Raw genomic sequence first — 21,125 nt, forward strand, 5'->3', positions numbered from 1 at the left:
AACTTGCTGGCTAATAACCAATTGGTTTTTTAGCAATATACTAAAAATTTACGCTTCCCCCTTTCGCTCGCCAGCACCGTCATCATGCAACAAGACAAAATCGTCGTCGGGCTCGACATCGGCACCACAAAAATTTGCGCCCTCGTGGGTCGCAAAAACGAATTCGGTAAATTGGAAATTCTCGGCATGGGCAAAGCCGTGTCGGAAGGCGTCTCCCGGGGCATCGTACTGAACATCGACAAGACTGTTGACGCCATCAAACGTGCCATCCGGCAGGCCGAGGAGCAGTCCGGTATCAGCATTGGCGTGGTGAACGTGGGCATTGCCGGCCAGCACATCAAGAGCCTGCAGCACAACGGCAGCATCACCCGCAACTCGGCCGATACCATCGGCCCGGACGACGTGAACCGCCTCACGCAGGATATGTACCGCCTTGTAACCCAGCCCGGTTCGCAGATTATTCACGTGATGCCGCAGGACTACAAAGTGGACTACGAGGGCGGCATTGTCGACCCCGTAGGCTACGAAGGCGTGCGCCTGGAAGGCAACTTCCATATCATCACGGCGCAGAGCACGGCCATCAACAACATCAACAAATGCGTGACCAAGGCCGGGCTCGAAATTGCCGACCTCATCCTGGAACCGCTGGCTAGCAGCATGTCTATCCTCTCCGACGAGGAGAAGGAGGCCGGCGTGGCGTTGATTGACATCGGCGGCGGTACCACCGATTTAGCAGTTTTCAAAGATGGCATCATCCGCCACGCGGCGGTGCTGCCCTTCGGCGGCAACATCATCACGCAGGACATCCGCCAGGGCTGCAACGTCGCGCCTGGCCAGGCCGAACAGCTCAAAGTGAAGTTCGGCAAGGCCATTGCCGAGGAAGCCAGCGACTACGAAATCGTGAGCATCCCCGGCCTGCCCAACCGTCCGCCCAAGGAGGTGTCGCTGAAAAACCTCGCCTATATCATTGAGGCCCGCATGTCGGAAATCATGGAGCTGGTGTACGCCGAAATCTACCGCATGGGCCTGCACGACAAGCTGTCGGCGGGCATTGTGCTCACCGGCGGCGGCTCGCAGCTCCAGAACCTGGAGCAGCTCACTGAGTACATCACCGGCCTCGACACGCGCATCGGCTACCCCAACCAGCACCTTGGCAAGAGCCGCATCGAAGCGGTGAAATCGCCGATGTACGCCACCACCGTAGGCCTCGTGCTGACGGGCTACCACTCGCTCGACGAGCGCACCGCCCGCCCCAGCTACGAGGAAGAGGTGTATCCGGCCTACCAGCCGGCCGCCGCTTACCAGCAGCCCGCCTACCAGGCGCCGGTGGCCCCCGCCATCCCCACGCCGGTAGCCGAAAGCCGTCCCGCTACCACGCCCGCTCCGGCCCCCGAGCCGGCCAAGCCCAAACAGCCGAGCAAAGCCGGTGAGTTTTTCAAGAATATCCTCAGCCGTACCAAGGGACTGCTGATTGACGATTACGACGATAAATCCTACTAGTGATTAGTTATGAATTATGAATTATGAGTTATGAGAAGCTGGCCTTAAATTTAGGTGCCGACTAAACTCACAACTCATAGTTCATAACTCATAATTCATAGCTCCCCTTTATGAATTACAAATTCGAAGTTCCAGCGCAGAATAAATCCATCATCAAGGTGATTGGCGTGGGCGGCGGCGGCTCCAATGCCGTGAAGCACATGTACAAGCAGGGTATCAAGGATGTAGAGTTTATTATCTGCAACACTGACCACCAGGCTCTGCAAAGCTCCACCGTACCCAACAAGCTCCAGATTGGGGTGGACCTGACGGAAGGCCTCGGCGCGGGCGCCAAGCCTGAGCGCGGTCGGCAGGCTGCCCTTGAGAGCAAGGAGCAAATTCGCGAGTTGCTCAACCAGGGCACCAAGATGCTGTTTATCACCGCCGGGATGGGCGGTGGTACCGGTACCGGTGCGGCCCCCGTTATTGCGCAAGTGGCTCAGGAATTGGGTATTCTGACGGTCGGCATTGTAACCGCCCCCTTCATGTTTGAAGGCAAGAAGAAGCGCGAGCAGGCCCAGACTGGCATCAAGGAACTGAGCGAGTATTGCGACACCATCCTGGTGATTCTCAATGATAAGCTGCCGCAGATTTACGGTAACCTGACGATGGGCGCGGCCTTCGCTAAGGCTGACACCGTGCTGACAACGGCGGCCAAGTCCATTGCCGAAATCATTACCGTGACCAGCGACGTGAACGTGGACTTTGAGGACGTGAAAACGACCATGAAAGACTCGGGCGCCGCCGTAATGGGCAGCAGCATCACTGATGGCGAAAACCGCGCCCGCCGCGCCGCCGAGGAAGCGCTGAATTCGCCGCTGCTCAACAACACCGACATCCACGGCGCCCAGCGCATTCTGCTGAGCATCATGTCGGGCACCGAGCATGAGCTGGAAATGGATGAGCTGACGGAAATTACCGAGTACATCCAGGAAAAAGCCGGGCAGGACGCCGAGATGATTTTCGGCCACGGCGTGGACGACTCGCTGGGCCAGAGCATCCGCGTGACGGTAATTGCCACCGGCTTCGCCCGCGACGCGCACTCCATTGCCACGCCTAAAGGCAGCACTGCTACCGAGCCCATTGTTACGGCCGCACCCGCCGCCACGGCCCCGGAAACCCAGGCTGCTCCAGCTTCCAATAACCCTAACGCTCCCTTCGTGCCCAGCTTCGGCACACCGGAACCCGCCCGCGTCACATTCAGCCTCGACGGCCCGGCTGCCAACACGGCTCCGCCGCTGGCCGGTATTCCCGCCGGGGCGCCCGGCGAGCCGGTGCTGGTGACCGGTAGCCCGGCCGCTACGCCTGAGCCTCGCCCTCGCCCGGGCCTCGATGCTCACGCGATGGAGCGCCGCCGCCGCTTGCAGGAGCTCAGTCACGGCCTGCCACCGGAGGCTGTTAGCCAGTATGACACGCCGGCTTACCTGCGCCGCCAGGTGAAGCTGGATACGGTGGTGCCCAGCTCGGCACAAAATATTTCCCGGTTTAACTTATCAGATGATAATGAGTTGCTGGGGGATAACCGGTTTCTGCATGACAATGTAGATTAAGTAAAATCCAACTGCCAATTAAAAGGGCGCTGCTGAAGTATTCAGCAGCGCCCTTTTAATTGATGTAGTGCTTATAATGTAGCTCTATGTTTTTCTTGAATAGACAAGTCGGGCTTTGTCTTTGGTAGGCGTAACCTGGAAATACCATCTATTTCCTTCGCCTCTAACCTTTTTAGGTTTGAACCTTTTTTCTGCAAGAATTTCTTTCCAGTTGTATTTCCAAATGCTTTCTATCGAGTACTTGGTGTCGAAGTGGATAAAAAGCAAAAAGTCTGGGCAATCTCCCCCCTCTATTTTGCTGATGGCACTTGTGATATTCCATCCCTTATTTTTCCCCTTTCTTGCTTTAACAGCATACTTTTCATCGCTGGTCGGTACAATAAAGTCATGCTCATGGCTTTCATCTACAAGTGTACCATTGAACAATATTTTTGCAAAGATTTCTCCGAGCCAGCCAGTTAATTCATCGCCTTTAAGATTTTTGCCATCAGAGAAATGCAACAGCGAATCCTTGATTTTGCACTGAGAATTCAGAAGAGCATCTAAATCGGTAGCAATGGAATTAGTTGCCTTTTCTATTTTAGTAATATCCAGTACCATTTTGCCGTTCGGTGAGTTGTTAATACTACGCTAAACTACGCATAATCTTTGAAAGGAACTTTGTATATCAGTTCCTAATGGTCTACAGAATGTGAAGGTAGCTTTGGCGGCCGCAGCCAGCGCCCCAGTGGCTCCTCCACCAGCCGGTACATCACCAGCGACACCACCTGCACCGCCAGCAGCCGCAGCGGCCAGGAATCCGGCAACCGCTCGTATACCCAGAACGACAGTGGCCCGGCGTGTAGCAGGTAAAAGGCGTAGGAATTGCGCCCTAAGTGCTGTATTATCCTGCTGCTGAGTAGCCGCCGCAGCGTAGTGTTTTCGCTGAGTAAGCCCGCAAAAAATAGACCGCCTGCCAGCGGGAGTGCCACCAGGTTCAGCAACAAAACCAGCGGCTGCTCAGAGGAGCGGGGCAGGAAAGCCTGCCCCGCTGCCAGGGCTACGGTGGTGGCTATCCAGGCCACCACACCGCCAATCGTGCGCCCAGAGCCGTTTTGTTCAGCTAAGCGCCCGGCACGATAACGGCTTGCCAGCCATACACCCACAAAGAATTCCAAGCTATGCCCCAGAAAGGTGTAAGACAGCATGAACGGCACCGAGCCGAACAAGCCGTGCCAACCTAGCGGGGCCAGCAATACCACCAGCCCCAGGCCCAATACCAGCAGTAGCAGCGGTTGCACCCACAGTGGTAGGCCTCGGGCGCGCAAACCCAGTAGAAGCGGGGCGACCAGATAGAAGCATTCGAGCAGCGTAAGCGACCAAGCCGGGCCAATGCCGATGAATAAAAAGTCGCTAAAAAAGCTACGCAACAAGCTCAAATTGAGGAGCAGCACGCCAGGCGTGGCGTAAGGCGAGTGCCAGTGCCGCAGCAGTACGAAAGTAGCCAGCGTCAGTAGCGCGAAGAGCGGGTAGATACGGGCGAAGCGGTTTTGCAAATAGTGCCGCCAGCCGCCTTGCGGCCGGAAGCTGCCGGTGCCGACATCGTAGCGCAGGGCAATGAGAAAGCCGCTGAGTAGCAGCAGCAGCGGCAGCCCATGAAACTCGCTTACGATGTAACGCAGGGCACGGGCCGGGCCGGCCGTGGGTAAGGCTCCGAAAGGGTAATGATGGAAAAACACCAGCCACGCCGCCAGCGCCCGCAGGCCGGTGAGGGCGGGGAAATATTGGCGCTGGAGTGGGGCTGGTGAAGAAGGAGACACGTGATACTTTCTACCAAGCGAGGAGAGCAGAACTGGCAACAAGGTTAAGCAACACCCTCAAACACAACGACCGGACGCAGGCAGCATCCGGTCGTTGTGTTGAAGAAGCAATTGGCAGCTTAGCCCATCGTGTGGTACACGGCCTGCACGTCTTCGTCTTCCTCGAATTTCTCGATGAGCTTTTCGACCTCCTCGGCCTGCTCGTCGGTAAGGGCGACGGTGGTATTTGGCACGCGCTGCAGGGTGGCGCTCACTACATTCAGGCCCTTGGCTTCGATGGCTTTCTGAAGCTGGCCGAAATCGGAGAAGCCGCCTTCGACCACGATGTATTTGTGCTCAGCACCGTGCTCGTCTTCTTCCTGGGTTTCGTACACGTCTTCGGCGCCGAAGTCGATGAGTTCCAGCTCCAGCTCGTCGCGGTCGAGGCCCTCGGCGGCGAGCTTGAACACGCCTTTGCGGGTGAAAGTGTAGTCGCTGCTGCCGGCGGTGCCCAGGGCGCCGTTGCCGCGGTTGAAGTACATGCGCACGTTCGAAACGGTGCGGGTGGGGTTGTCGGTGGCGGTTTCGACCACGATGGCGATGCCGTGGGGACCGTAGCCTTCGTAAACTACTTCGGCGTAGTCTTTTTCGTCTTTGCCGGTGGCGCGCTTGATGGCGGCTTCCACGCGGTCTTTGGGCATGTTTACGCCTTTGGCGTTTTGCATGGCCGTGCGCAGGCGGGAGTTGGCATCGGGGTTCGAGCCGCCTTCTTTCACGGCCATCACAATTTCTTTGCCGATGCGGGTGAAGTCTTTCGACATTCTATCCCAGCGCTTCATTTTGCGGCCTTTACGGAATTCAAACGCGCGTCCCATAGGGAATTCAATTAACAGTTAACAATTAGCAATGAGCCATTTCGGCGGCCGGGGTGGGAGAGTGACGCCGAAACGGGCTGCAAGTTAGCGAGCAGCGGCGGGGGCGGCAAAATATGCGCTACTGTCCTACTCCTTCGCTGGCTGCGTCGTCAACTCATACACACCCTTATTGCCCGCCGGATAGCCGGAAATGGTGATGGTAAGCATCTGCCGCTGCGGGTCGAACTGATAAGTGCCAAGCTGCACATCGGCGCCCTTTTTATCGGTAAAAGCGAAGCGGATGCTGTCGCCTTTGATGGTGAATTTGCCGTCCTGATTGAAGCTCATGCTGCCACTGGTGCGGCTGATGGTGAGACGCTTCTCGTAGCTACCATCGGGGCGGAAGGTGAGCGAGCCGCCCACACCCTGTACCTGGGTGGGCGGCTCGTCGGTGGTGAGGTCGTACACGGTGTAGGCTGTGTAGCGGTAGATGTTGTAGAAGGCTTTGAGCTGGTTGGCTTCGAAGTATTCCGGCTTGGCCGCTACGGTGGCGGGGCGCGTCTGAGCGGGCGTTGGGGCCGAAGCTGTAACGCAGGCTTGCAGACTGAATATGCCAGCCGTAGCGGCTAACAGGACGAAAAAGCGGGTTTTCACGAATAGCAAAGCGGCCGACAGAGCCGCCAGGCAAAGGTCGGAAAGTTCGCGCTACTAATCACCCACCCCGCGCCGTGTGTAATCTGGCACTTTCGGCGTCGTGCCGCGCGCAAACGACGGCTTACGCTTGCCGCCGAGCAGAAACCACGCCGCTCCGGCCACCAGCAGCCCCGCGCCAATGGCGGCCGCCTGCACCGGGAGCTTGTCGGGTGGCGGTGGGGGCAAAAACTCCACGCCGCTGGCGTCGGTACGGGCGGGCTCGGTCACGTAGCGGCCGTGCTCAGGGATGGGGTAATTATCGGCCAGTTGGCGCAACTGCTCGGTGGCAGCGGGGCCGCGCATTACTGGCCCATGCCCGCAGCCGATGTTTTCGGGCTGCAGGTCAGCCAGGCGGCGCACCGAGTCACGACTGGCTTCCCAGTCGTAATTAAAGGGCGTGCCGGCGCGGCTGATTTTCGGAATGGCCAGCAGAATGGCCGGCACCGAGTCGTGGTGGCAGGTGGCGAAGGCGTCGGCGCCGATGAGCGTTTTATCCGACTCGCGGAAGAAAGCCAGCTGGCCGGGTGCGTGGCCGGGCACGTGCAACCAGCGCCAGCCGGGCAGGTAGGGCACGCTGTCATCATCCGTCGAAATGGCCTGAGCAGCCTCGCGCAGATTGGGCAACTCCTTGGGAAAGAAGCGCGCCATAAACGCCAGCGAACCGCCCACGGTGGGGTCGCGGGGCGGATACTGCGCCTGCCCGGTCACGTAGGGCAGCTCCAGCGGATGCACCAGCACGGGCACCTGCCAGCGCAAAGCCAGTTCCTTAGCCGAGCCCACATGGTCGAGGTGGCCGTGGGTGAGGATAATGGCCTTGGGGCGGCTGTCGTCGCCAAACTTCTCGGCCGCCGCCGCGCCGATGGTGCGGGCGCTGCCGGGCAGGCCGGTGTCGATGAGTACCCATTCGCCGGGCTGGCCGGTTTCAATGAAATAGACGTTCACAAAGCGCTGAATGCGCAATTGGGTGACGCCGGGGGCTACTTGGTCCATAGTGGTGGGATTGGTGGTTTGTTTATCCTGTCATGCTGACGAAGGAAGCATTCTCTCACGCCGAAACGACGCAGTAAATCAATCGTTTCACCGAGGGAAATGCTTTGCTGTCTTTAGCATGACGTTCTTTTTGGCTTTGTAGACGTGATAGGATGCTTCCTTCGTCAGCATGACAGACGGGCGCAAGACGGGCGACTCAACACCCGCAGCTAAAGTCCGGGTACTCCTTATACTGCGGCGCAATCTTCTCATCCAGCCGCATAATGCGGTCCAGCCGCGCTTCCTCGCCGTTGCTGAGCTGCGCATACTCCGCCTTGTCACGGATTCCAAGGTCGCGGATAACTACCGACTCCACCCGCAATTCGTGCAAGTCGCTGAAATATTGCAGCAACACGTGCCGCCGCAGCGTCGCCGCCGCTTCCAGCTCGTCGTGAAAGCCGCAGTCGATGGGTTTATAATCAGTCGCCATAAAAGGGAAAGAAAAAGTCAGTCTATACCATACCGCCCCACCCCGCCCAAGGTTACCTTTCCCGGCTGTGCGCTAACTTGCCATCCCACCCAATCCTAACTATTTTTCATGTCCCTCCCGAACGAAATCGCCACTCCCGAACTCAACCTCGAAGCCACGTCCTTATCGTCAGGCTCCCCCTCCCCGCAGGAGAGGGGGCCGGGGGGTGAGGTTGAACGCCAGGCCGACGGCAAACGGCCCATGTACTACGAGTACAAGCCCGCCGAAACCGTGAAAGCCGCCCACGGCACCACCCTGCGCTGCAAAACCTGGGAGGCCGAAGCCGCCCTGCGCATGCTCGAAAACAACCTCGACCCCGCCGTGTCGCTGGTCTACGACGAGCTCATCGTGTACGGCGGCGCCGGCCGCGCCGCCCGCAACTGGAAGGAATTCCAAACCATCGTCAAAAGCCTCAAGGAGCTCGAAGCCGACGAAACCCTGCTCGTGCAATCGGGCAAGGCCGTGGGCGTGCTCCGCACCTGGCCCCACGCCCCGCGCGTACTCATCGCCAATTCCAACCTCGTGCCCGCCTGGAGCACCCAGGAATACTTTGACGAGCTCGACCGCAAAGGCCTGATGATGTACGGCCAGATGACCGCCGGCTCCTGGATTTACATCGCCACCCAGGGCATCCTGCAGGGCACCTACGAAACCTTCGGGGCCATGGCCACCCAGCACTTCGGCGGCACCCTGAAACACACCGTCACCGTCACGGCCGGCCTCGGCGGCATGAGCGGCGCCCAGCCCCTGGCCGTCACCATGAACGACGGCGTCTGCCTCGTCATCGAGCCCATCGACGAGCGCGTGAAGCAGAAAGTGCGCGAAGGCTACGTCGACGAGCAGGCCCGCGACCTCGACCACGCCCTGGAGCTCTGCGAGCAGGCCAAAGCCGAAGGCCGGGCCTGGTCCATCGGCCTCACCGGCAACGCCGCCACCGTGCTGCCCCAGTTGCTGGAACGCAATTTCAAAGCCGACATCGTGACCGACCAAACCTCGGCCCACGACCTGATGGACTACCTCCCCGAAGGCGACATCAATGAAGTATTAGCCCTGCGCGCCGCCAACCCCGAGGAGTTTAAAAAGCAGGCTCTGGCGTCCATCGTCAAGCACTGCCAGGCCATGCTCGACATGCAGGAGCGCGGCACCATCGCCGTCGACTACGGCAACAACCTGCGCGGCCAGGCCGAAAAAGGTGGCCTCCAGGTGCGCGACGAAAACGGCCAGTTCCTCTACCCCGGCTTCGTGCCCGGCTATATCCGCCCGCTGTTCTGCGAGGGCAAGGGCCCCTTCCGCTGGGCCGCCCTCAGCGGCGACCCCCAGGACATCCTGCGCATCGACCGCGCCCTGCTCGAAACTTTCCCCGAGGATAAGCTCCTGGCCCGCTGGATTGAAAAAGCCCAGGCCAAAGTTCCATTCATCGGCCTGCCCGCCCGCGTGTGCTGGCTCGGCTACGGCGAGCGCGAGAAGTTCAGCCTCGTCATCAACGACCTCGTGGCCCGCGGCGAAGTCTCGGCCCCCATCGTCATCGGCCGCGACCACCTCGACTGCGGCTCCGTGGCCAGCCCCAACCGCGAAACCGAAGGCATGAAGGACGGCTCCGATGCCGTGGCCGACTGGCCCCTGCTCAACGCCCTGGCCAACTGCGCCAGCGGTGCCGACTGGGTGAGCCTGCACAACGGCGGCGGCGTGGGCATCGGCAACTCCACCCACTCCGGCATGGTCATCGTCGCCACTGGCACCCCCGAAAAAGCCGAGCGCCTCCGCCGCGTCCTCACCACCGACCCCGGCATGGGCATCTTCCGCCACGCCGACGCAGGCTACGAGCTGGCCCAGGACGTGGCGCGGGAGCGCGGGGCGAATATTCCGAGCCTGAACGTCTAGAAACTTAATATGGCCAGAAGAACCGCACAAGTCTTTATACCATGTTTACATTTGGCAGAGAGCATGAGAAGGCTTGTGCAGTTCAGTATGTCATAGGGGAAAAAATGTCGCGCTGGCTGAAAAGCTAACGGATGCTATCCATGACCTGTTAGAACAGAGAATTGCATTGATAGAGTTGCGCGCGGTCATTTCAGAAGTGTTTGAAGCAGGCGGTTCAGGCGTGTGGGAGCAGGCGGCAAACTGGTTACGAAGGCTGAGCAAAGACCATCCGGATTTGCTCAGCCTTTGGCTTGAGTTCAGCCAGCATCGTTCCGCTAATGTGCGCTTTCGGACTGCCTGCTGCTTACCCGATATGGCAGGAGAAGTAGCGAAGCATGTTTCTTCCCGATTGTTGGTAGACCCAGCAAAAAAAGTGAAAGAAATGGCAAGCAGTAAAGTCCAACTCTGATTACTGTAAGCACTGTTTCGGCACCAATTCCGCTATCCCACCTGTTACTTGCCTATCTTAGAGTAATAAAACCACTACTATCATGTCGCCTATCCTCGTTGAACCCCTGAGTGAGCAAGCCTACGAGTTGTTGCGGCAACTAGAGGCCCTGCATATTCTGCGCGTCCTGTCGAATACTGAAATAGCCGCCCCGCGCAAAACTTCCATTGCCAGCCTAATCGGTACGCTCTCGCCCAAAACGAGCGAGCGGATGCTGAAGGAGGTAGCCGAAATGCGTAACGAATGGGAGCGGGAGTTTTAATTGACACGAATGCTGTCATCGATTTCCAACGGGGTTCATTACCTCCGTTGAGCTTACAATGGCTGGTGCATCTGGTTGATAGCGGCTATGGGTATTTATCCGTCATCAACCGCATCGAATTATTGATACGGCCGGGTAGCGCAACAGAAGCAGCCGCGCTACAGCAGTTTATCGACAGCTGCATAGAACTGCCACTAGCCGAGCCCGTCATCCAACAAACTATTCGCCTGCGTCAACAGCATCGCGTGAAGCTGCCAGATGCTATTATCGCCGCCACCGCGCTGGCGCACGGGTTGCCTCTGCTTACCCGCAACGTTGGAGACTTTCGAAGTGTAGCAGGATTGGTGGTGCTGGACCCATATGATGTGACACAACTGCCCTAATTAATTTATTGTCTCATGTTTTTCCTTTCCTCCATCGCAAAAGGCACCCCGCTTTAGGTACCAACCTAAAGCCCCATGAAACGAGTTAAACAACTTGAAAAAGCCTTTGGCCACGAAGCAAATGAAGCATTCGTGGCCTTTCCGCCTAAAGTCTCGAATGTCCAGCTGGCACGTACAGTTTCGTGCAAGAAGGAGTGTTCCTTCTGCTTCCCGCATGGCTTTGAAACCAGCAATTCCACTATCATGAATCGGCAGCGTAATTGGAAAAGATTCCGCGCCACCCAGTGGAAAAACTGAAAAATAAGATAAGGCCCCGCTGTACCCCGCAGCGGGGCCCTTCCTTTTACCAAAAAAACCAAACCCCCGCCCCCCACTGTTTACCTCCCCACGGCAGCACGTCGCCGCCGCACGGAACCAGTTAAACATGAAAATAGGAATCATCGGCGCCGGCCACATCGGCAGCGCCCTCGCCGGGCGGCTCACCCGCCTCGGCCACACGGTGTACATCGCCAACTCCCGCGGCCCCGAAACCCTCACCGACCTCGCCCAGAAAACCGGCGCCACCCCCGTGACGGCCGCCGAAGCCGCCCGCCACGGCGAGCTCATCGTCGTTACTATCCCCCTGAAAAACATCCCCGACCTACCCCGCGACCTGTTTGCCAACGTCGCCGCCGACGTGCCCGTCATCGACACCAGCAACTACTACCCGCTGCTGCGCGACGGCCAAATCCCCGAACTCGAAACCGGCGACCTCACCGAAAGCGAGTGGGTGCAGCAGCACCTGGGCCGCCCCGTGGTCAAAGCTTTCAACAACATCCTCGCCGACCACCTCGCCGCCCCCGGCCAGCCCGCCGGCACCCCCGGCCGCGTGGCCCTGCCCATCGCCGCCGACGATGCCGCCGCCAAGCAGCAAGTAAGCGTCCTCGTCGAAGCCCTCGGCTTCGACGCCGTCGACGGCGGCAGCCTGCGCGAGTCGTGGCGGCAGCAGCCCGGTGGCCCCATCTACTGCAACGACCTGCCCGCCGACCAGCTCCGCGCCCACCTCACCCGCCTGGGCACCACGCGCACCGAAGCCCAGCACGCCGAATACCTCGCCAACCAGGCCAAACAGGAGCAGGCAATGGCCGCCCAAGGCGTCAAGCTGTAGGGAATGTAGAGACGCAATATTTTGCGTCTCGTCGTCCGCGCCGAAATAATAATTCGCGCACCGATAATAATAAATAGAAACGGCCCCGCTGCAACTCGCAGCGAGGCCGTTTCTATTTATTTCCAGGAATTAATTAATCCAAGTAGCGGAACAGCCGCGAAGCGGCGACATGTTGGTAGCTCGAACCGGTTTTAGCAACCAGAGCCGCAAAGCGGCGGCACTTCCGTCCGTTGCAATGTGCCGCCGCTTTGCGGCTCTGGGTATAGCAGCTACCGATATAAACTACCAACGTGCCGCCGCTTTGCGGCTACTCCGCCACTTGGGCTAACTAATTATTCCTCCCCACCATCTCCGCCACCATTCCCCTGCTCGCGCCGAATCCGCTTCATCAGCGTGGCCAGTGTAAACGTGCGCGCCTTCTTCGGCTGGCTCTCCTTATACAGCAGCCGCCCGGTCTCCAGCACCTCCGCCACGTATTCCCACAGCGCATTACCCGCCTTGATGTTGTCCTCCGTCAGCTCCAGGGCCGAGTTTTGGTTGCTGTTCTGGGCCGTATTGAAGTCCCGCACCTGCTGGCGCGCATCAATAAACGCCTGCGTATCCGTGTCCGTGTGGCCTTGGGCCGTGAGCACCGTCAGGTTTTGCGGCGTTTGTAGCATTTGAATCAGATATTTCAGCGCCCCATCCAAGCCCTCCATGTCGGAAGTCGTGATTTCGTTCCGCACCTCCACCACGCCGAATTTATCCACTGCCACCGTCAGCGACTTATCCTTCGCCACCCGGTTTAGTCGGATGTTCAGGAAGTTCAGCGGTTCGCGCAGGCTCTTAGCCACCGTCGTCATGGCCGCCGTCACCTCCGTGTCGGTCGCCCGGCGGGCCGTCGTCGGCACCAGCTTCTCAAAAGCCTCCTGCTTCTCATCCCAACCCTTGAGAAAATCCGGGTCGGCATAATCGGGCGACGCCTTGGCATAATCCGCCTTGTTGGTCATAAACATGGCCCGCACCATCTGGTCCAGCGGCCCCAATTCCTCAATCCGGCACCGAAACTGGCGCACCGGCAACTTGGCAGTACTCATAATCCATTCATTACTACCCGCCGCACCATTGCAGACGGGTGCCAAATGTAGATAATAATCCGGCAACCTCAACCAGCACTCCGCGAAACAACCCCTGATACCCGCGCCGCCCCGCATGGGCCCCGCGAAGCGCTCCAGGGAAGGTGCGCAGCCCAAAAGGGAGGTGCGCAGCTCCGCATGGTACCCGCGCAGCCGCCCAGGGTACCCGCGCAGCGCAAAAGGGGGGTGCGCAGTCCCGCAAGGTACCCGCGCAGCCTCCAAGGGAGGTGCGCAGCGCCACATGGTACCCGCGAATCGCTCCAGGGAGGGTGCGCAGGCCAAAAGGGGGGTGCGCAGGCCAAAAGGGGGGTGCGCAGGCCAAAAGGGGGGTGCGCAGGCCAAAAGGGGGTGCGCACAGCTCGGGGCAGGTGCGCAGCCCCGCCCACCCGTCCCCCGTATAGCCCCCGCCATGCCCTACAAACTCCTCCTCATCCCCCTCGCTCCGTTCCTCTTCGTCGGCTTCTGGTGCCTTATCTGCCAGCTCATTGCCCGGCAGGCCTGGCGCCAGCTCGCCACCCATTATCTGGCCACCACGCACCCACCCGGCCAGTCGTTCGGGCTGGGGCAGGCCACTGTGGGCGGCGTGCGCTACAAAAATGCCGTGCGCGCCAGCGTGTCGCCGCAGGGGCTGGGGCTGGCGGTGCTGTTTTTCTTCCGGGCCGGGCATCCGCCGGTGCTCATTCCCTGGGCCGCTTTGGGCCCGCTCCGCGCCGAAACCTCCCTGTGGGCCACCTTCTACACCACCACCATCCAGCTGCCCACCGGCGAGCTGATACCCCTGCAATTCAGCGCCGACGCGCTGGCCGCCGCCCTGCGCCCCCAGCTGCCCCCGGCCTGAAAACAACCTCAACCACAGCCCGCCGCCGGTAAGTTTTTTCCGGCGAAATCACCTCCCGCCCCGTAAGCCCCGGTAGTTCTTCCTTTCCACTTCCCCATCCCAACCTATGGACCCCTACCAAACCTCCCGCGCCGCCGCCGACCACTACGCCCGCAACACCCAGCCCGCCCGCTACGCCCGCCGCTCCGGCACCCTCGGCGGCCTGCTCGGCGGCATCGGCAAAGCCAGCACCGTCCAGAAAGTAGTGGGCGGCGCCCTGCTCGCCTTCGGCGTCGGCCTGCTGCTCAGCCGCAAAGCCAAAACCCTGGGCACCGCCACCCCCAGCGCCCCCGCCGAAGCCCTGCACGAGCTCCTGCTCTTCGTCAACGACCGCGTGGCCGGCTACGAGCGCGCCGTCGAGCACAGCCAGGACGCCGAGCTGCGCGGCTACTACAAGCAGCTTGTCAGCCAGAGCCAGCAGTTTGCCGGCCAGCTCAATACCTACCTTACCCAGGCCGGCAGCGAGCGCGAAACCAGCACCACCGTCAAGGGCAAGCTCTACCGCGCCTTCATGGACGCCGGGGCCACCCTCACCGGCCACGACGATGCCGCCATCCTCGCCGCCAACATCCACGGCGAAACCTGGGCCTTCAAAGCCTACACCGAAGCCCTCGCCGACCCCACCCTCACCGGCGCCGCCCGCCTCGAAGTAGCCCGCCAGCACGGCCTCTCGCAGGAAACCCTCAAGCGCCTCGAAAAGCTGGCCGAGAAGGCCGAATAGCACGGGGTAGAGCCGCAGCATGTTGCGTCTCTACAACCTGAAAAGCCCCGCCAGATGCTCGCAAAGGAGCCTCCGGCGGGGCTTTTTTACTCCCTAAAGTCGCTACAGCTTCCGCGCCGCCACGCCCTCGTTGGTAATCTTCACCGGCCGAATCAGCCCCGCCTTGTCAAATTCCAGCCGGTCGATGCACGTCACCCGGTGGTCGCGGCCCTTGTTATCCAACGGCCGCCGGTGGTACACAATATACCAGTCCTCCGTGCCTGGCACCTGTATCACCGAGTGATGCCCCGCCCCGGTAGCCACCGCCGCGTCCTGCTGCAGCACCTTGCCCACCCGCCGGAACGGCCCCAGCGGCGAATCGGCCACGGCATACGCCACCGAGTAGTCCGGCTTGCCCCAGTCGCCCTCCGACCACATGAAGTAATACCGTCCCCCGCGCCGGAACATCGTCGGCCCCTCCACATAGTGCTCGGGCGTGATTTCCTTAAAAGTCGAGCCGTCCGGAAAGGGCAGCAGCCCCGTAAAATCCGGCTTCAGCCGCGCCACGTTGCAGTGCGACCACCCCCCATAAAACAGGTAGTACTGCCCGTCCTTATCCTGAAACACATACTGGTCAATCGGCTGCGCCCCGTTCTCAATCGTGCCCACCAGCGGCTTCCCCAGGTAGTCCTTGAAAGGCCCCTCCGGCCGCGCCGCCACCGCCACCCCGATGCCGCCCACCTCGCCCTTGTGCACATCATTGGCCCCGAAAAACAGGTAGTATTTCCCATCCTTCCGCACCACGGCCGGCGCCCACAGTGCCCGCCGCGCCCACTTCACGCTGGCCGTGTCCACAATGCGCGGGTGCTTCGTCCAGTGCACCAAGTCGGGCGACGAAAACGCATCGAAGTACACCTGCTCGTCAAACGCCGCCGAATAAGTCGGGTAAATCCAGTACGTCTTGTCGAAGATAACGGCCTCCGGGTCGGCATACCAGCCCGGGAAAACCGGGTTGCCCGCCCGGGCCGGGGCGGTTGGTTTAACCGAAGTCTTTTGCGCAAAAGCCGTCAGCGGCAGCGCCGCAGCCAGCAGGCCGGTCAGAAGCAGGTGTTTCATGCCTGCATAAATACAACTAAAAGTTATGAGTTAAGAATTATGAGTTTTGAGTCGGGTTCTAAAATGCAGCCCCAGCCGCTTTAACCCCAACTCAAAACTCATAATTCTTAATTCATAACTCATAACTCAAGCCAGTACCTCCCGCACCGTCGTCCATCGGATGCCCGGGTACCGGTCATTGTCCAGTGGCTCCCGCAGCTTGGCCTGCCCGCTCAGCATGTTGTGCAGGTATTGCATCCCCTGCCACGGCGGAAACACCTCGTCGTGGGCCGGCATCAGGGCCCGCGTCACCTTAATCATGCCGCCCAGCAGCCCCAGGCCGCCCACCCGCAGCAGCTTGTAGTCCTGTCCCGTAGCCTCGCTGGCCGCCCGCCGCAGGTCCCGAATGGTAGCCACCTCGCCCGCAATGCGCAGGGTGCGCGGCGTATCCGCATCCAGCGCCGCGGCCGCCGTGTACTCGGCCGTGTTGCGCATAGTCGTAAAGTCCAGCGGCTGGTCGGCGTCGCCCCAATACACCACGCGGCGCGGCCCACTCAGCACCACTGGCGCCTGCCCCGTCAGCAAGTCCGTAAACATGCCATTAAGAATCGAAGTCGCCCGAATCGGCGCCGCATCCAGCCGCTCCTGAAACTCCCGCCGCAAGTCAAAGTTCCGGTTCGCGCCCTCCGGCAAATCCGCAAACTCGGCCGAAAAATCCGACGGAATAAAGCGCGGTACGCCCGCCGCCACGGCCGCTTCCAGCAACCGCGTCTGCGCCTCCACGATAATCCCGCGCAGCCCCGACAAGGCCGACACCACGCAGCCAGCGCCCGCGCAGGCCCGCGTCAGCTCGCTCACGTTGTCCAAGTCAACCTCCACAATTTCCACCCCTTGCAGCCGCAGCGACTCGGCTTCGGCCCTGTGGGCGCTTTCGGGGCGTACCAAGGCGCGCACCGTGCCCCCGCGCTGGCGCAGGTAGTGGGCAATGAGCAAACCCAGGGCGCCGGTTGCGCCGGCCAGTGCGATAGGAGCGGGAGAGGAAATAGGGGAGGAGGGAGTCATCAGGAAAAAGAAATTGCCGGGTAATAGGCTGACGCGCCTGTTACCCGGCAATCGCCCGAAAGGTTATCCGGACAGACGCGCGGAATTGGTATTCCGCGCGTCCAAACGTCTTTACTCGCGGAATACCAATTCCGCACTACTACCCGCCAAACACCTTGCGCAGCAGCGCCGTCGTCCGCGCCACCGGATTCTCCCGAATGTTGGCCTCCTCCTGCGCCACCAGCACAAATAGTCCATCGATGGCCTTGCCGGTAGCGTATTTATTAAGGTCCGTTTCCACGGGCGTCACCAGCGGAATCATATTGTAGCGGGTGCTCAAATCGGAGTAGTAGCGCGTGGCGCCTACCTTATCAAGGCTCTGCTGGATGATGGGCTGGAAGGCCGTAGTAAGCTGCGCCGTAGTGGTGCGCTTGAGGTACTGCGTGGCGGCGTCCTTCTGTCCCGTCAGGATATTCCACACGTCCGAAAACGTCAGGCTCTTAACCGCCGACAGGAAAATCGGCTTCGCTTTCTGGGCCGCATCCTCGGCCCCGCGGTTCAGCGACAGCTCAAACTTATCGACTTGGCTGCCCAGCCCAATGCGGCGCAAAGTCGTGGCCACCTTCTGCGCATCGGGCGGAAAAGGAATGCGAATCAGGCTATTCAGATTAAAGCCGTCTACTTTCGACGCCTGGTCGGCGCCCTTGGTGATGCCCTGAATAAGCGCCTCCTTGAGCCCGCTGGCCGCCTCGGTACTGCTTACTTTCGAGGTCGTGGTCGTCGTGGTTTTCCTGGTGGTCTTGATGGTCGTGGGCAGTGAGAAGCCCCCGATTTTGGGCAGGCTAAACTGGGCCGAAGCACTCGAAACAGTGCCGAAAAACGCTATTGCAAGTAGGAGCAGGGAAGGAGTTTTCATCGGATAAAGGAGTAGAAAGTGAAGCAGCCGGCCCAGCCTGAATGCAAGTCCGGTGCCTGATAACTGCCCGGCCCCGCGCCGTATTCCCGGCGCTCTACCAAGAGCTGCCTTTCACCGACCAAGCCCCGCATTCAGCCGCCCGAAAGCCGGGGGCCTAACCTTGCCGTTTGCTCATCCGTTGAACCGCTACTTACCCATTTCCCCATGAAAAAACTTCTTCCCTTCGCTCTCACGGCCACCCTCGCGCTGGGTAGCGCCCCCGCCACCCAGGCCCAAAAAGCCCCCTCGCCTTACAAAACCAGCTTTGCCGTCGACGGCTCCATTATCCTCGGCGAGGGCCTACTCAGCGGTCTGGGCCTCTACCTAGTGCAGCAGAAGAGTGGCCTGAATGAGGCCGGGCAAGCCCTGCTCAACAAAAACGACGTGCCGAAAATCGACCGATGGTCGGCCGGCTGGTACAGCGACGACTGGCAGCTGGCCAGCGACCTGGGCTGCTATCCCACGCTGGTAATTGCCCCCGCCCTGCTGGCCCTCAACGATAACGTGCGCGGCCGCTACGGCCAGATGCTGGGCCTCTACGTGCAAACCGTGCTGGGCGCCGATGCCCTCTTCACGATGAGCGTGGGCACCACCACCCGCTACCGGCCTTACCTCTACGGCACGGAGGGCGGCAGTGGCCGCGGCGGCAAAATTGCCACCAACTCGTTCTTTGCCGGCCACACGGCCCACACCGCCGCCGCCACCTTCTTCGCCGCCAAGGCCATGCACGACTTCAACCCCGGCTACCAGGGCGAGGCCTTCGTGTGGACGGCCGCGGCCGCCGTGCCGGCCTTTGTGGCTTATTCGCGCATCAAGGCCGGCAAGCACTTCCTCACCGACAACCTCGTGGGCTACACCGTGGGTGCCGGCCTGGGCATCCTGGTGCCCCAGCTCCACAAAACCGGTGAGAAAATGGGCGCCTCGCTCGTGCCCATCCAGGGCGTCAACGCCAACGGCTACGCCTACAGCGGCCTGCTGCTGACGAAGAAACTGTAAAGAGTTATGAGTTACGAATTATGAGTTTTGAGTTGAGCGTTCAATCAACTCAAAACTCATAATTCGTAACTCATAACTCATTTTCACGCTTCCCGCACGAAGCGAATCAGCTCGCGCACCTGGTTAAGGAAGCGGGCATCTTCGGAGAGCTTGGCGATTTCGGTAGTGGTCTGACGGGTCAGGGCCTCGTGCTCGCGGGCGTTGCGGCGGGTAAGCTCGTCGAGTTGGTTGTCGAGTTGGGTAAGGCGGTTTTGCAGGGCGTTGAGCAGGCGCTGCCGGGCGGCGGCCTGCGAGTCCTCGTTGCTTTCGTCGAGCGCGTAGCATAGGGACTCCGTTTGGCTTTCGAGCTCCTGCACGCGGGTGCGCAGCTCCATCACATCTTCGCGGGGGTACTGAAACTGCTGGACCATGTTGCGCAAACGGCTGCTGAGGTGCTCGTAGGCCCGCTGGGCCGGGCGGGCGAAGGTGAGGGCCAGCGCCGCGATGGCCGCCGGGTAGCCCACCGCCACCAGCTGTAGCCGTGCCAGCACAAACAGCAGCAGCGCCGTACCCAGGTGCAGCGCAATGGCCAGCCACTTGAAGCGCGAGGCCAGCCGCCGGGCGTAGGCCACCGATTCTTCGGGCACGGCAATGCCGTTTTCGCGGGAGATGCGGGCCTCCTCCAGCACGTCGAGGGCGGCGAAGTGCGTGTTCCAGGGCAAAATGGTCACCACGGCTAGCCACCACACAATAGCCACGCCCACCAGCCAGTCAATCAAGCTGCCGACGCCAACGTGCAGCCACTGCAGGCCAAAAAACGTGAGAAGCACCAGCACCACCAAGGCCACCAGCGAAACGATAAAGCCACCAAACGACATAAGAGAGGAAGGAGTAAGGGTAAGAGAAAGTAGGGGCGCCAGCCGGCCCCGGTTGCCCAACCGAAAAAAAACCAGGGCCAGCTAACAATAAATGTACTGGCTGCCGCCGTTATGGCCGGGCCGTCGGGGCATTCGTCCCGCCGGCTTCTCGCATGAAACTCCTGTTTTCGCTCAGTTTGCTGCTGATGACCAGCCTGCGCGGTTGCCTCGCCCAGACACCGCCCGCCGAGGCCCCCGCCAACCCGCCGCTGACGCCCGCGCCGTACTCGGCCCCGGTGTACCGGGCCACGCTGCACCACTTTGAGGCGCGGCGGCAGCGGCTGGCGGCGCGCTACAAGCGGGCCACCACACCCGCCGCCCGGGCCGCCCGGCTGGCCGAGGCGCGCACGCTATTCCTGACGGCGCTGGACAGCACCATCTTCCCGGCCTGGGAGGGCACCGCCTGGGAGTTCTACGGCCAGACCTGGGAGCCGCGCCAGGGAAGCATTGCCTGCGGCTACTTCGTTACCACCACTTTGCACCACGCCGGCCTGCGCCTGCAGCGCACCCTGCTGGCCAAGCAAACCTCCGAAACCATCATCAAAAACCTGTGCACTGAAACCCACATCCACCGCTACCGGGGCCTGAGCCGGACGGACTTTGTGCAGCAGGTGCGGCAGCAGGGCCCGGGCCTCTACGTGGTGGGGCTCGATTTCCACGTGGCCTTCCTGCGGGTGCGCGAGGGCGGCGCCGTGCAGATGGTGCATTCCACTTACCTCGACCCCGGGACCGTGGTGCGCGAAGCGGCTGAGGGCAGCGAGGCGCTGGTATCGAACTACCGGGTGCTGGGCAAAATATCGGCCGACGATGCACTGCTGCGCAACTGGTTGCTGGGCCGGGCGCTGGTGGCACGCGGGGCCACGGTAAAAGCTGAGTGAGTTATGAGTTTTGAATTACGAGTTATGAGTTTTTAACAGGGCAACTCATAACTCATAATTCAAAACTCATAACTTATTTCACCGGCAGGCTCTGCACCATGCCGTTCACCTTATCCACCTCGAAGCGGGCGCGGTTGGGCATGCGCTTGGCCCAGTCGGTGCGGGGCACCAGCACCTGCCAGTGCGTGTCCACATCCACCACGCGGGCCGAGTCGACGACGTAGAGCTGGGCGTCGGGCTGGCCCTGGAGGTAGCGGGCCACGGCGGCGCGGGCTGCGGCGTGGTCGGTCACGGCTGTGGAGGGGGCGGCGGCTGGCGGCGCGGCTTCCGTGGTGGGGTTGTCGGTGGTGGTTTCGGTGGCGGCGGGCTGGCAGGCGGCAAACGTGGCGGCCAGCGCCAGCAGCGGCAGGAGGGAGGAGGTACGCATAAGTGCAAAGCTAGAAACAGTGGGCGTGTACGAGAAGACCAAACAGCCGTTTCTTTGTTTAGCCGCTTACCAA

General features: G+C 60.8%; 24 protein-coding genes. 12 read left to right on the top strand and 12 right to left on the bottom strand.

The features are described from left to right. Positions 1–84: 84 nt before the first annotated feature. Positions 85–1,500 (top strand): cell division protein FtsA, encoded by a 1,416-nt coding sequence (gene ftsA, locus Q5H93_RS18145; protein WP_305008054.1) that lies wholly within the window; start codon positions 85–87, stop codon positions 1,498–1,500. A gap of 110 nt (positions 1,501–1,610) precedes the next feature. Beyond that, on the top strand, positions 1,611–3,089 hold the full coding sequence (gene ftsZ, locus Q5H93_RS18150) for a cell division protein FtsZ (RefSeq protein ID WP_305008055.1): 1,479 nt from the start codon (positions 1,611–1,613) through the stop codon (positions 3,087–3,089). Positions 3,090–3,173: 84 nt separating this feature from the next. On the opposite strand, the gene Q5H93_RS18155 is transcribed toward ftsZ, so the two are convergent. The 6 genes from Q5H93_RS18155 to Q5H93_RS18180 all read right to left on the bottom strand — a co-directional run bounded on the left by Q5H93_RS18155 (position 3,174) and on the right by Q5H93_RS18180 (position 7,873). Continuing rightward, positions 3,174–3,689: a hypothetical protein gene (locus Q5H93_RS18155; protein WP_305008056.1), complete on the bottom strand. Its 516-nt coding sequence runs from the start codon at positions 3,687–3,689 to the stop codon at positions 3,174–3,176. A gap of 74 nt (positions 3,690–3,763) precedes the next feature. Continuing rightward, on the bottom strand, positions 3,764–4,888 hold the full coding sequence (locus Q5H93_RS18160) for an acyltransferase family protein (RefSeq protein WP_305008057.1): 1,125 nt from the start codon (positions 4,886–4,888) through the stop codon (positions 3,764–3,766). 119 nt (positions 4,889–5,007) lie between these two features. Beyond that, positions 5,008–5,742, bottom strand: a complete 735-nt coding sequence (locus Q5H93_RS18165) for a YebC/PmpR family DNA-binding transcriptional regulator (RefSeq protein ID WP_305008058.1) — start codon at positions 5,740–5,742, stop codon at positions 5,008–5,010. A gap of 126 nt (positions 5,743–5,868) precedes the next feature. Next, on the bottom strand, positions 5,869–6,375 hold the full coding sequence (locus tag Q5H93_RS18170) for a hypothetical protein (protein ID WP_305008060.1): 507 nt from the start codon (positions 6,373–6,375) through the stop codon (positions 5,869–5,871). A gap of 54 nt (positions 6,376–6,429) precedes the next feature. Then, complete coding sequence (locus tag Q5H93_RS18175) at positions 6,430–7,404, bottom strand: MBL fold metallo-hydrolase (protein WP_305008062.1); 975 nt, start codon at positions 7,402–7,404, stop codon at positions 6,430–6,432. A 196-nt stretch (positions 7,405–7,600) separates the two neighbouring features. Then, complete coding sequence (locus Q5H93_RS18180; RefSeq protein WP_305008063.1) at positions 7,601–7,873, bottom strand: hypothetical protein; 273 nt, start codon at positions 7,871–7,873, stop codon at positions 7,601–7,603. Positions 7,874–7,981: 108 nt separating this feature from the next. Between Q5H93_RS18180 and hutU the strand changes: the two genes are divergently transcribed. The 6 genes from hutU to Q5H93_RS18210 all read left to right on the top strand — a co-directional run bounded on the left by hutU (position 7,982) and on the right by Q5H93_RS18210 (position 12,072). After that, entirely contained in the window at positions 7,982–9,793 is a 1,812-nt protein-coding gene (gene hutU, locus Q5H93_RS18185) for a urocanate hydratase (protein WP_305008064.1), read from the top strand. A 166-nt stretch (positions 9,794–9,959) separates the two neighbouring features. Further along, positions 9,960–10,241, top strand: a complete 282-nt coding sequence (locus Q5H93_RS18190) for a hypothetical protein (RefSeq protein WP_305008065.1) — start codon at positions 9,960–9,962, stop codon at positions 10,239–10,241. A gap of 82 nt (positions 10,242–10,323) precedes the next feature. Further along, positions 10,324–10,542, top strand: coding sequence for a hypothetical protein (locus tag Q5H93_RS18195; RefSeq protein WP_305008066.1), 219 nt, complete (start codon positions 10,324–10,326; stop codon positions 10,540–10,542). 47 nt (positions 10,543–10,589) lie between these two features. Beyond that, a complete protein-coding gene (locus Q5H93_RS18200) occupies positions 10,590–10,925 on the top strand; it encodes a type II toxin-antitoxin system VapC family toxin (RefSeq protein ID WP_305008067.1) in 336 nt (111 codons plus the stop codon). A gap of 75 nt (positions 10,926–11,000) precedes the next feature. Next, the gene (locus Q5H93_RS18205) at positions 11,001–11,222 is read left to right on the top strand and encodes a hypothetical protein (RefSeq protein ID WP_305008068.1); all 222 of its coding nucleotides are present in this window, start codon (positions 11,001–11,003) and stop codon (positions 11,220–11,222) included. 127 nt (positions 11,223–11,349) lie between these two features. Beyond that, a complete protein-coding gene (locus tag Q5H93_RS18210) occupies positions 11,350–12,072 on the top strand; it encodes an NADPH-dependent F420 reductase (RefSeq protein ID WP_305008069.1) in 723 nt (240 codons plus the stop codon). A gap of 332 nt (positions 12,073–12,404) precedes the next feature. Here Q5H93_RS18210 and Q5H93_RS18215 read toward each other — a convergent pair whose 3' ends face one another. Then, complete coding sequence (locus tag Q5H93_RS18215; RefSeq protein WP_305008070.1) at positions 12,405–13,148, bottom strand: hypothetical protein; 744 nt, start codon at positions 13,146–13,148, stop codon at positions 12,405–12,407. A 448-nt stretch (positions 13,149–13,596) separates the two neighbouring features. Here Q5H93_RS18215 and Q5H93_RS18220 point away from each other — a divergent pair, with 448 nt between their 5' ends. Beyond that, positions 13,597–14,025, top strand: a complete 429-nt coding sequence (locus Q5H93_RS18220; protein WP_305008072.1) for a hypothetical protein — start codon at positions 13,597–13,599, stop codon at positions 14,023–14,025. 106 nt (positions 14,026–14,131) lie between these two features. Beyond that, positions 14,132–14,785, top strand: coding sequence for a PA2169 family four-helix-bundle protein (locus Q5H93_RS18225; protein WP_305008073.1), 654 nt, complete (start codon positions 14,132–14,134; stop codon positions 14,783–14,785). Positions 14,786–14,887: 102 nt separating this feature from the next. Here Q5H93_RS18225 and Q5H93_RS18230 read toward each other — a convergent pair whose 3' ends face one another. From Q5H93_RS18230 to Q5H93_RS18240, 3 genes are all read right to left on the bottom strand, one after another. Beyond that, a complete protein-coding gene (locus Q5H93_RS18230; protein WP_305008074.1) occupies positions 14,888–15,880 on the bottom strand; it encodes a glycoside hydrolase family 43 protein in 993 nt (330 codons plus the stop codon). Positions 15,881–16,006: 126 nt separating this feature from the next. After that, positions 16,007–16,921, bottom strand: a complete 915-nt coding sequence (locus Q5H93_RS18235; RefSeq protein ID WP_305008075.1) for an NmrA family NAD(P)-binding protein — start codon at positions 16,919–16,921, stop codon at positions 16,007–16,009. Positions 16,922–17,060: 139 nt separating this feature from the next. Beyond that, complete coding sequence (locus Q5H93_RS18240; RefSeq protein ID WP_305008076.1) at positions 17,061–17,816, bottom strand: DUF4197 domain-containing protein; 756 nt, start codon at positions 17,814–17,816, stop codon at positions 17,061–17,063. 204 nt (positions 17,817–18,020) lie between these two features. Between Q5H93_RS18240 and Q5H93_RS18245 the strand changes: the two genes are divergently transcribed. Continuing rightward, positions 18,021–18,851, top strand: a complete 831-nt coding sequence (locus Q5H93_RS18245; RefSeq protein WP_305008077.1) for a phosphatase PAP2 family protein — start codon at positions 18,021–18,023, stop codon at positions 18,849–18,851. Positions 18,852–18,934: 83 nt separating this feature from the next. Here the strand turns inward: Q5H93_RS18245 and Q5H93_RS18250 are convergent, their stop codons facing one another. Further along, a complete protein-coding gene (locus Q5H93_RS18250; protein WP_305008078.1) occupies positions 18,935–19,708 on the bottom strand; it encodes a hypothetical protein in 774 nt (257 codons plus the stop codon). Between the two features lie 152 nt (positions 19,709–19,860). On the opposite strand from Q5H93_RS18250, the gene Q5H93_RS18255 reads away from it, so the two are divergent. Then, entirely contained in the window at positions 19,861–20,625 is a 765-nt protein-coding gene (locus Q5H93_RS18255; RefSeq protein ID WP_305008079.1) for a hypothetical protein, read from the top strand. Between the two features lie 73 nt (positions 20,626–20,698). Here Q5H93_RS18255 and Q5H93_RS18260 read toward each other — a convergent pair whose 3' ends face one another. Then, positions 20,699–21,052, bottom strand: a complete 354-nt coding sequence (locus tag Q5H93_RS18260) for a hypothetical protein (RefSeq protein WP_305008080.1) — start codon at positions 21,050–21,052, stop codon at positions 20,699–20,701. Positions 21,053–21,125: the final 73 nt, after the last annotated feature.

It is taken from the genome of Hymenobacter aranciens, assembly GCF_030580865.1.
GTDB classification, from domain to species: domain Bacteria; phylum Bacteroidota; class Bacteroidia; order Cytophagales; family Hymenobacteraceae; genus Hymenobacter; species Hymenobacter aranciens.